Here is a 10,064-nt window from a genome sequence, read left to right on the forward strand (position 1 = left end):
GGTCACGGGGCTCGGGGGAGGTGTTCACGAAGATCCTCTCAGGCGTCATCGTTTGGATGACGCTCCGCTTGTCATCGTTTGGATGACATGTTACAACGGTGCCAGACGAAGCGCATTGGCAGTTTCTGCCAGACCTGTGGAGGTGTTTTCGCGATGTTGATGCGCACGGACCCGTTCCGCGAACTCGACCGGATCGCCCAGCAGCTGACGGGCGTGACCGGCACCTGGTCCAGGCCCTCGGCGATGCCGATGGACGCCTACCGTGAGGGCGAGGAGTACGTGATCGCCCTCGACCTGCCGGGTGTGGCGAAGGACGCGATCGACATCGACGTCGAGCGGAACATGCTCACCGTCAAGGCCGAGCGCCGCCCGGCCGCGAAGGCCGACGACGTACAGATGGAACTCTCCGAGCGGCCCCTGGGCGTCTTCTCCCGTCAGCTGGTGCTGGCCGACACCCTGGACACCGAACGCATCACGGCCGACTACGAAGCAGGGGTGCTGACCCTGCGGATCCCGATCGCCGAGCGCGCCAAGCCCCGCAGGATCACCATCGGCGGCCAGGCCGAGCGCCGGCAGATCAGCGGCTGAGGAGCCGGTCCCCTCGACCGCGCCGACGGCGGAGGACGGGCATCGATCTCCCCCTCAACTCCCGTCCTCCGCGCCACCTCCCTCGCACGACGACGCAGAAGGGACAGGGGCGGCCATGCGCTGGGAAGCATTCCTCGACCACGTGCGGGAACGCGGCGAGTACACCACACCCCAGGAAGCAGAGCGGGCCGCACGTACCGTTCTCACCCTGCTGGGCGCGCACCTGGTGGGCGAGGTCCGGGCCGAGCTGGCCGCCCGGCTCCCGGAAACCTTCGCCCTGGTTCTCCTCAACCCGCTGCGGGCCACCGAGCCGCTCCCGCCGGAGCGGTTCCTGCGGGCGACCGCGGCGTGGATCGAGGGAGCCACCGAACAGACCGCCGCCTGGGACGTCGGCGCCGTACTGAGCGTGACCGCCGACGCGGCGGGCGAGGAACTCACCCGCCGCATCCTGCTCCAGCTCCCCCCGGGCTACGACCTCCTGTTCGGCCGCCCCGAACACACCTGAGTCCAGAAAGGCGCGACCCGCCTACATGGGCCGACTGGGCAGGCCGACCCTCATCCGGCCGGCCCGCCCAGTCGGCGACAAGCCCAAGCCCCTTGCACGAGAAAGGCGACCACTTCCCCATGCTTCCGCTGCGTGAACCGGCCTCTGCCCGGCCCGGCACGACGTTTCACCAGATGCTGGAAAGAATCCGCTACGAGGGTGCGTATCCCACCCGGGAGCGGGCCGAGGACGTCACGCGCGCCGTGCTGGAGGCCCTGGGCCGCCAGCTCACCGGCGACGAACGCGTAGAACTCGCTGCCTGTCTGCCCGTAGAGGCCGCCCTCGATCTCACCGGCCAGATCCCGGCACCCCAGCCGCTCACCGGCTGGGGCTTCGTCAAGGACCTGGGCGCCCGCACCGGCGCCACCCCCGCGACCGCCCGCTGGGACACCGGAGCCGTCCTGGCCGTCGTCGGCTCGCTGGCCGGCCCCGGCCTCTTGGACCGCATCCTGGCCCAGCTCCCGTCCGGATACGCGCTGTTGTTCGGCCGCGCCGAACTCACCCGGACCGCCTGACCGTTCCGGGCCGCAGCGGGCGAGAACGCCCGCAGTGACCAAGGAACCGGACGGAACGGGAAAGGGCTCCGGCGACCACCTCCCCGGAGCCCGGCCCTTCGCGCTGCCGGGCAGGCCAGGCCGCGGTTCCGCCGAAGACCGTGTGAAGCCGGCCGGAAATCCTGCCGCCGGCTTTCCCCCCCTCGCCCCCCGCCCCGGCCGACGGGTCAGGCATCCGCCGCGCGGTGCGGCCCGGCGGCGTCGCGGTGATACGGCTCAGAGAGTCTGCCGGCACTGGCAACACCGGGTATCGCACTCCTCGGTGCAGAAGTGACTCACGATCGAATGGGGCAGCGGGGGGCGCGGATCATCACCGTGAGGACCGGCGAGGCCGGTGAGGGCGGTGAGGGCGGCTCTGTCCGATGTCCTCGTATCCCCACGGCTTGTGGAGCGTGCGGACCTTTCCGTCCCCAGTCGCCGAGTTGGCCATGGGCCCAGGAGGAACGCCGTGAAGGGCTCGACTCACCGCCCCTACTACTGCACTACTGCCGCGACCCCGAGACCGGTAAGCCGCTCGGCAGGAAGTGCCCCATGCTCTCCAGCCGTCGGTGAGTTGCTCGACCAGTGGTCCGCCGCGAAGGAGCGCCGCAAGACCACGCTCAACGGCTACGTCTCCCGCATCCACGTCCACTTGAAGCGCGCGAAACGGGGCGACGCCTGGCAGGACCCAGGCAAGGTCTTCACACAGGAGGACGGCTCCTGGCTCCGCCCCGGGAGCCAACCGATCAACCGCCGATCCGCCGGCCCAGAGCACATCCGCTCACACAGTGGCTCGGAAACGCGGAAGCGCCCGAGCCGACCGAAGCCAACCCGGACGCTGCACCGCAGGTCAGAAGGGGTTTCCCCTCCCCCGCGCCGGTAGACCCTGTGGGACTCGAACCCACAACCAATGGATTAAAAGTCCACTGCTCTGCCAATTGAGCTAAGGGTCCTCGCGATGTTGCCTCCCCGAGCATAGCGGGACGTGGCCGTGTCTCCGATCGGGTATCGGGGACACGGCCGCGCCGGACGGCAGAACAGGGTGCGAGCAGGGCCGGGACGAGGGACCAACTGGCCCGGAGTATTACGGATCCACCGGTTCAGGCGCCCCCGCCCGCGCCGCCTCCCGTGCCTTCGTGCGGGCGTGTTCCGGGTTCAGGAACCACTCCCGGGCCGAGGCGAACCACCAGGCCGCCGCGAAGCCCAGGACGACCAGCACCGCCACCGGCGCGTAGTTGAAGGTCTCCCAGGTGACCGGCGACACCTGCGGCAGCATGAACAGCACGGTGATCACGATCACCCACACCACCGACACCGTGCCGATCAGCCGCGACCACCGGCCCAGATGCCACGGCCCGCGCTGGAAGTCGTCCCCCTTGCCCAGCCGCAGCAGTGTCGGGATGACGTACGCGATGTAGAGGCCGATCACGGCCACGGACGTCACCGCCGCGTAGGCCGTGTAATTGATCAGGTAGGGGAGGCCGAGCACCAACGCGCCCCCCGCCGCCAGCCACACCGCCGCCACCGGCGTCCGCGTGCGCGGGCTCACCGTGTGCCAGACGCGGGAGAACGGGAGCGCTCCGTCGCGTGAGAAGGCGTAGATCATGCGGCTGTTGGCCGTCACCGACGCCATCCCGCAGAAGAGCTGCGCGCCGATCACCACCAGGAGCAGGAGCTTGCCCGACGTCGCTCCCAGGGCGTCGAGGAGGATCTGGGCCGGGGGCGCGCCCGTCGCCGACTTCAACTCCCCGTTGTACGACTGGATCGCGTACGTGAAGCCCAGGAGGAGGACGAAGCCGGCTATCCACGACGTCCAGATCGAGCGGACGATGCCCTTCGGACCCGCTGTCGACGCGTCGTGGGTCTCCTCCGTCATGTGGGCGGAGGCGTCGTAGCCGGTGAAGGTGTACTGCGCCATCAGCAAGCCCAGCAACACGACATAAACGCCGCTGCCCCAGCCCGTGTTGTTCACGAACTTCGTGAAGACGAAGGTCGTCGACTGGTGGTGGTCGGGGACGAAGGTCAGCGCGCCGACGATCACGCCGACGCCCAGCACGTGCCACCACACGCTCACGTTGTTGAGGAGGGCGACGATCTTCACGCCGAAGGTGTTCAGCAGGCCGTGGAGGATCAGGATCGCCGCGAACAGCAGCACCGTGCGGCCCGGCGTCACCTTGAAGTCGAACTGCAGGTTCAGGTACGCGCCCAGGAACGACGCCGCGCCGAAGTCGATGCCCGCGGTCACCGCGACCTGGCCGAGGACGTTGAACCAGCCCGTGAACCACGCCCAGGCCGCCGCCGTGCGCGGGGGCGCCAGGCGGTGGGCCCAGAAGTACAGGCCCGCCGACGTCGGGTAGGCGGAACAGATCTCGGCCATCGACAGGCCGACGAACAGCGTCATCAGGCCTACGGCCACCCAGCCCCACATGATCACGGCCGGGCCGCCCGTGTTCATGCCGAACAGATACAGCGTCAGGCAGCCCGAGAGGACCGAGATGATCGTGAAGGAGACCGCGTAGTTGGAGAACGCCGACATGCGGCGGGCGAGAACCTGCGTGTAGCCGAGTTGGGCAAGCCGTTCTTCGTCGGAGAGACCGGGGGGATCTCCCTTTGACAGCCCACTCGCTATGGCGTCATCTGTCATGCCCCCAGCGATTCCCTCACCGGGGGCGTGACATGCGCCACTTAAGGAATCGATAAGGACTCGATGTGGCTAGAAAATGCCCCTGTAGCCCTGCCACCCGCCCGAGATCTTCACCCGCGCCCCGAACGACCCCTTGCCGTCACCGCTGTTGCGGAACAGGTTGCCCGCCGAGTCCCGCTCGACCAGGTCCGCCTTCCCGTCCCCGGTGATGTCGCCGACACCGATGACCGTGTTGTACGAACCGCCCCACGCGCCGAACAACTTCGCCCGCGCCCCGAACGTGCCGTGACCGGTGCCGTAGTAGCGGTACACGGTGTTCGACCTGTCCTGGGAGATCAGGTCGCCGATGCCGTCGCCGTTGATGTCACCGACGCCGACGACCTTCTTGTACGTCTTCCAGTCCGCGTACAGCTTCACGCGCGCCGACAGCTTGCCCGCGCTCGTCCCCTTGTAGAGGTAGACGGTGCCGGACGACGCGGCCCGCGCGATCAGGTCGGGGCGACCGTCGCCGCTGATGTCGCCGGGCGCGGTCAGCACGTCGTACTGGTTCCAGCCGCTCGTCCCGAGTGACGTGTAGGCCGTCGACGGCTTCAGCGCCGCATCGCAGGCCGGCTTGTACAGGCGGAGCGCTCCGCTGCTCAGGCGGACCAGGACGTCGTTGCAGCGGTCCCCGCTCAGGTCGCCGAACGGGACCGCCTTCACGCTCGTCGGCCAGCCCGTGCCGCTGACCTTCCCGGCGAACGTGCCCGTCCCCGTGCCCTGTTGGAAGGCCAGGGCCCCCGAGGAGTCGAGGGTGAGCAGGTCGGCGATGCCGTCCCGGCCGACGTGGTCCCGCCGCACCGGTGCGGCGGGCGTGCCGGCGGTCAGGAGGTGGATGCGCTCGGCGGAGTCCACGTAGGCCACACGGTTGGTGTACGGGTCCAGCGTCCAGCGGATACGCCGGTCCGAACCGCCGACGCGCTCGTCGAGGTTCGCTGTCGCGGGCAGGTCGGCTACATCGGCGGTGACCGTCTTGCCGGAGGTGACATCGGTGCGGACCAGCTTGCCGCGGGCGGTGTCGTGCCGGATCAGGAAGCCGTCGGCCAGCAGGGCGTCACCGGTCGGCACGTCCACCGAGCGTCCGCGAGAGCGGTCGAACACTCCCGCCTTCCCCTGGGTCGCGCAGGTCCAGTAGATCCAACGGGCGTAGACTTGCAGCTCGTTGGGCGTGCAGGCGGAGCCGATGTTGACGTCCACGGCCGGTGTGGTGGAGCCGAGCCGGGTCATCGTCAGATGTCCGGCGGTGGACGCGGTGGTCCACAGCTGACCGTCCCGGAGCGTGGCGGTGGCCGCCGTGCGCGTGGCGACGACCTGGTGATGCGCCCAGTCGTAGACGTACTGCTTGTGCGCGGTACCGGAGATCACCGTGTACGTGCCGTCCGCCGTCACCACCTGGGCCCCGTCGAAGGACACGCTGTCCACCAGGCCGGAGGACGTGCGGTGGTGGATCGTTCCGGTCGAGCCGGGGCCGTCGTCGTAGACGACGGATCCGTCCGTCAGGCCGAAGGGGCGGTTGCAGGCGTACGCGACACCGCACTGCTTGACCCAGCCGCCAGCCTGGCGCACCGGTCCGACCTGCGGCGGTGAACCCGCCGAGACCGTCCGCGAGTTCCACATGACGTCGTACGACGGTGACGTGGTCTGATCGGTGTACGTGAGCGTGCCGCCGGCCAGGGTCAGCCCGTCGACGGGCGCGGGTACCGGCGGCAGGTCGATGATCTTCCGGGCCACCACCTCGCCCTCGGGTGATTCGGTGAGGCGCCGCACGCCCCAGTCCTGCTGGCCCGAGCCCGCCTCGACGATGAGCGACCCGTCGGGCGCCTCCCGGAGGAAACCGTCCATCGCGGGGAACAACTGCTGCCACGTGCCCCCGGTCAGAGGCATGGTCAGCAGCTCGCGGGTCGCGTCGTCGACCGTCACCACCTGGTCTCCTACGACGGAGAGCGAGACCTTGCCGACCGTGGGAGTGCCGGGGACCTGGGTCACCGGGCCGCCCAGGTCGTCCCGGCGCACCAGGCGGGCGCCGGCCCCCGGGTACCACCAGCCGACGTAGTCGTGGCTGAGGAAGGGGACCCTGCCGGAGGTGGCTGGGTACGGGGCGAAGATCTTGGTGAGGGTCCCGTCCCGGACGTCGACGAGCACGAGCTGGTCGAGAAAGACCGTGGGGTCGTCCGTCGGCACGCGGTAGCGCAGCAGCAGGGAGCGGGCGTCCTTGGCGCTCACCGCCAGGATCTTCGCGCCCTCGGGGAAGCCCGTCACCAGCGCGTCGGAGGTGCCGCCGTCGGCCGTCGGCCTGAGCAGGTGCACCGCGCGTACGTTGACAAGAGAGCCCTCGTACGCGACGACCGTCACGCCCGCCGTGCCGGCCCACTTCAGGCCGGTGGGCACGGTGACCGTGCCCCGGTCCGCGCCCGTATTGATGTCGTGGAACCGGACGACGTACGGACTGCCCGTGGTCAGCTCGTACGCCGTGTCGGACTGCGCCAGTCCGAGGGGGCCCTGGATGCCGTCCCACTGGGCGAGCTCGGTCACGTCCCGGGACTGTCCCGTCGCGTAGTCGGTCCACTGCTGGTGGGCGGTGCCCTCCGGCTGCGAGAGCAGACCGGTGTCGCCGTAACCCTCCAGCACGGCGTTGCGCGGGTTGGTCCTGATCGCGGAGGGCAGCACGGTCTCACCCGCCGCACTGGCGGCCGCGGCCGTCCCCTCCGCCCCGGCAACCCCCAGTGAACCCGCCGCGAGCGCGAGAACGGCGACCAGCGCCGCACCCCCGAGCCCTCGGCGCCGTACGAATGTGCGGCCCTTCACGGAACCCCCCGGCCCCTCGACCATGCCTGATGCCTGATGCCTGATGCCTGTGAATGAAATGTGCATGCCCTAAGCGGGCCACGGGAGACTATCAGTGAGCGGTCCTGGGGCCACCGGGGTTTCCGGGGCATGCGAAAGGGCCCGTACGAGAGTGTCGTACGGGCCCTTCGTCACCTCACTCGGTGTCAGCCGTTGCGCTTCCAGCGGGGCTTGTCGTCGCGGCGGCCGAAGGTACCGGTGCCGGTGCCCGTGCCGGTCGTGCCGCGGTGGCCGGACGGACGGTCGTGGCCGCCGGTGCGGAAGCCCGGGCGGTCGCCCTGGCGGTCACGGTTGAACGGGCGGTCGCTGCCCCGGTGACCGGTCGCGGGACGGTCGTCGCGACGGTAACCGCCCGACGCGGGACGGTCGTTGCCACCGCGGTCGTCGCGGCGGAAGCCACCGGACGGACGGTCGTCACGACGGTCACGGTCGAAGGAACGGCCGCCACGGTCGCCGTCACGGCGGTCGTTGGTGAAGCCGCCCGAGGGACGGTCGTCGCGGCGGAAGCCGCCACGGTCGCCACCGCGGTCGTTGCCGCCACGGTCGTCACGACGGAAGCCGCCCGAGGGGCGCTCGTCACGACGGTCGAAAGAACGGCCGCCACGGTCGCCACCGCGGTCGTTGCCACCGCGGTCGTCGCGGCGGAAACCACCGGACGGACGGTCGTCACGACGGTCACGGTCGAAGGAACGGCCACCGCGGTCGTTGCCGCCGCGGTCGTCACGGCGGAAACCACCCGAGGGGCGGTCGTCGCGGCGGAAGCCGCCACGGTCGCCACCGCGGTCACGGCGCTCGTAGTTGCCGCGGTCGTCACGCTGCTGGCGCGGACGGTCGTAGGAAGAGGACTCCTCGCGCACCGGCGCCTCCACGGCGGCCGACTGCTCGGCGGCCGCGGCCTCGACCACGGCGGCGGCCTCGGCGACCGCCGTCTCCGGGTCCTCGCCCCGCTCGCGCGCGGCACGGGCGATCAGGCGGTCGGACTCCTCGCGGAGCTCGGCGGCGCGGCGCGTGGCCCGCTCCAGCTCCTTGGTGAGCTGGACGACCTCACGCTCGGCCTGCTGGGCGGCGTCACCCGCCGACTGGGCCTGGACCTCGGTCATCGAACGGGCGCCGGTGATCTCGGCGACCTCGGGCTCGAAGGCCGTACCGGTGTTGATGATGTGACGCCCGGCGTCGACGCCCGCGTCCTCCATCAGCCGGAAGATCTGACGGCGCTGGTGCGGCAGCGAGAGGGAGACGACGGTGCCCGTGCGACCGGCACGCGCCGTGCGGCCCGCGCGGTGCAGGTAGTCCTTGTGGTCGCCGGCCGGGTCCACGTTCAGGACCAGGTCGATGCCGTCGACGTGGATACCGCGGGCGGCGACGTCGGTCGCGACGAGCGCGTTGACGTAGCCCTCCTTGAAGTCCGCCAGCGTCCGCGTACGGGCGCCCTGCGTCATGCCGCCGTGCAGCGCGTCGGCCTTCACGCCGGACTCGCGCAGCTGCTCGGCGATGCGGTCGGCGCCCAGCTGGGTGCGGACGAAGATGATCGTGCGGCCCTTGCGGGAGGCGATCGCGGCGGTGACCGGCGCCTTGTCCTTGGGCTTCACGATGAGGATGTGGTGGGACATCGTCGTGACGTTGCCCTGCGCGCTGTCGACCTCGTGCGTGACCTCGTCGGTGAGGTAGCGCTTGACCAGCGTGGAGATCTCGTTCTCCATGGTCGCCGAGAACAGCATGCGCTGGCCGCCGGCCGGGATCTGGTCGAGCAGCTCGGTGACCTCGGGCAGGAAGCCCAGGTCGGACATCTGGTCGGCCTCGTCGAGGACGGCGATCCGCACGTCTTCGAGGGAGCAGGCGCCGCGGTTGATGATGTCGCGCAGGCGGCCCGGGGTGGCGACGAGGACGTCGACGCCGCGCTCCAGGGCGTAGATCTGGTTGCCCATGGACGTGCCGCCGCAGACGACCTTCATCTTCAGGCCGAGGACGTCGCCGTAGGGCTGGAGCGCGTCCGCCACCTGCATCGCGAGCTCGCGGGTCGGGGTGAGGATGATGCCGCGCGGGCGCTTCTTCTCGGTGCGGCCGCCGGACAGCGTCGCGAGCAGCGGCAGACCGAAGGAGAGGGTCTTGCCGGAGCCGGTGCGGCCGCGGCCGAGGATGTCCTTGCCGGCCAGGGCGTCCGGGATGGTCGCCGCCTGGATCGGGAAGGGGGCTGTCACACCGTTCTGCGCGAGCTTGCGCACGATGCCCTCGGGGAGACCGAGGGACGCGAAGGTGACCTCGGGGGCCGCCTCGGTGGTGGCCTCTACGGCCGTCTCGTCGCCCTCGTTCTCGGGCATGACGATGTGATCAGTACTGGAAATGGACATGCGAATGCGAAACCTTCCGGAGTATCCGTCGGCACGCGCCCGTCAACTCCGTGATTCGCTATCGACCGCCTCAATGCGGTCCGCCACGGCAAGGGAGAGTACGCGCCACACGGCGCGCTCTACAGTGGCGCCGGGCAATGGGATCAAACGATCTACCACCTTACGCACCTACCACCCCCCAACGCAAACCCGCCCTCATTGACGTGCGTCACACCCGTCGCTACGCCGGCGACCCGGCCGCCGGTGCCGGTTCACGGTCCACCAGCTGCGGTGCGGGGTCCTCGTGGGCCGAGGACGAGGGCTCCGCGACGGTCGGGTCGGGGGACGGCGAAGGAGGACTCGGCGACGGGTCGGCGGGCGGAGGAGTCCGCGTCGGGGTCGGCTGCGGCGCGGCCGTGGTCGGCGCCCCCGGCTTCGGACTCGCACCCGGTCCGGGCGCCTTGGAGGCCGACGGACTCGCCGCACCCCCCGGCGCTGACGGCGAGGCCGAACCAGAGGCGGACTCCCCCGGCTTCGGCTTCCCG

6 protein-coding genes, 1 tRNA gene and 1 pseudogene are annotated in these 10,064 nt (G+C 70.4%); 4 read left to right on the plus strand and 4 right to left on the minus strand.

The window, feature by feature from the left end; genetic code table 11:
- Positions 1 to 153: 153 nt before the first annotated feature.
- The 3 genes from AC31A1_RS38515 to AC31A1_RS38525 all read left to right on the plus strand — a co-directional run bounded on the left by AC31A1_RS38515 (position 154) and on the right by AC31A1_RS38525 (position 1,647).
- A complete protein-coding gene (locus AC31A1_RS38515; RefSeq protein ID WP_489657740.1) occupies positions 154 to 588 on the plus strand; it encodes an Hsp20/alpha crystallin family protein in 435 nt (144 codons plus the stop codon).
- Between the two features lie 115 nt (positions 589 to 703).
- Positions 704 to 1,093, plus strand: coding sequence for a DUF2267 domain-containing protein (locus tag AC31A1_RS38520; RefSeq protein WP_489657741.1), 390 nt, complete (start codon positions 704 to 706; stop codon positions 1,091 to 1,093).
- Positions 1,094 to 1,212: 119 nt separating this feature from the next.
- Positions 1,213 to 1,647, plus strand: a complete 435-nt coding sequence (locus AC31A1_RS38525) for a DUF2267 domain-containing protein (protein WP_489657742.1) — start codon at positions 1,213 to 1,215, stop codon at positions 1,645 to 1,647.
- A gap of 898 nt (positions 1,648 to 2,545) precedes the next feature.
- On the opposite strand, the gene AC31A1_RS38530 is transcribed toward AC31A1_RS38525, so the two are convergent.
- The 4 genes from AC31A1_RS38530 to AC31A1_RS38545 all read right to left on the minus strand — a co-directional run bounded on the left by AC31A1_RS38530 (position 2,546) and on the right by AC31A1_RS38545 (position 9,510).
- Positions 2,546 to 2,618: transfer RNA gene (locus AC31A1_RS38530), tRNA-Lys, on the minus strand.
- A gap of 131 nt (positions 2,619 to 2,749) precedes the next feature.
- Positions 2,750 to 4,309: an amino acid permease gene (locus tag AC31A1_RS38535; protein WP_489657743.1), complete on the minus strand. Its 1,560-nt coding sequence runs from the start codon at positions 4,307 to 4,309 to the stop codon at positions 2,750 to 2,752.
- 69 nt (positions 4,310 to 4,378) lie between these two features.
- Entirely contained in the window at positions 4,379 to 7,153 is a 2,775-nt protein-coding gene (locus AC31A1_RS38540; protein ID WP_489657744.1) for an FG-GAP-like repeat-containing protein, read from the minus strand.
- A 185-nt stretch (positions 7,154 to 7,338) separates the two neighbouring features.
- Positions 7,339 to 9,510: a DEAD/DEAH box helicase gene (locus AC31A1_RS38545; RefSeq protein WP_489657745.1), complete on the minus strand. Its 2,172-nt coding sequence runs from the start codon at positions 9,508 to 9,510 to the stop codon at positions 7,339 to 7,341.
- Positions 9,511 to 9,743: 233 nt separating this feature from the next.
- Between AC31A1_RS38545 and AC31A1_RS38550 the strand changes: the two are divergent.
- Positions 9,744 to 10,064 (plus strand): annotated as a pseudogene (locus AC31A1_RS38550) (hypothetical protein); the annotation flags it as partial.

It is taken from the genome of Streptomyces sp. P5F9 (assembly GCF_057961495.1).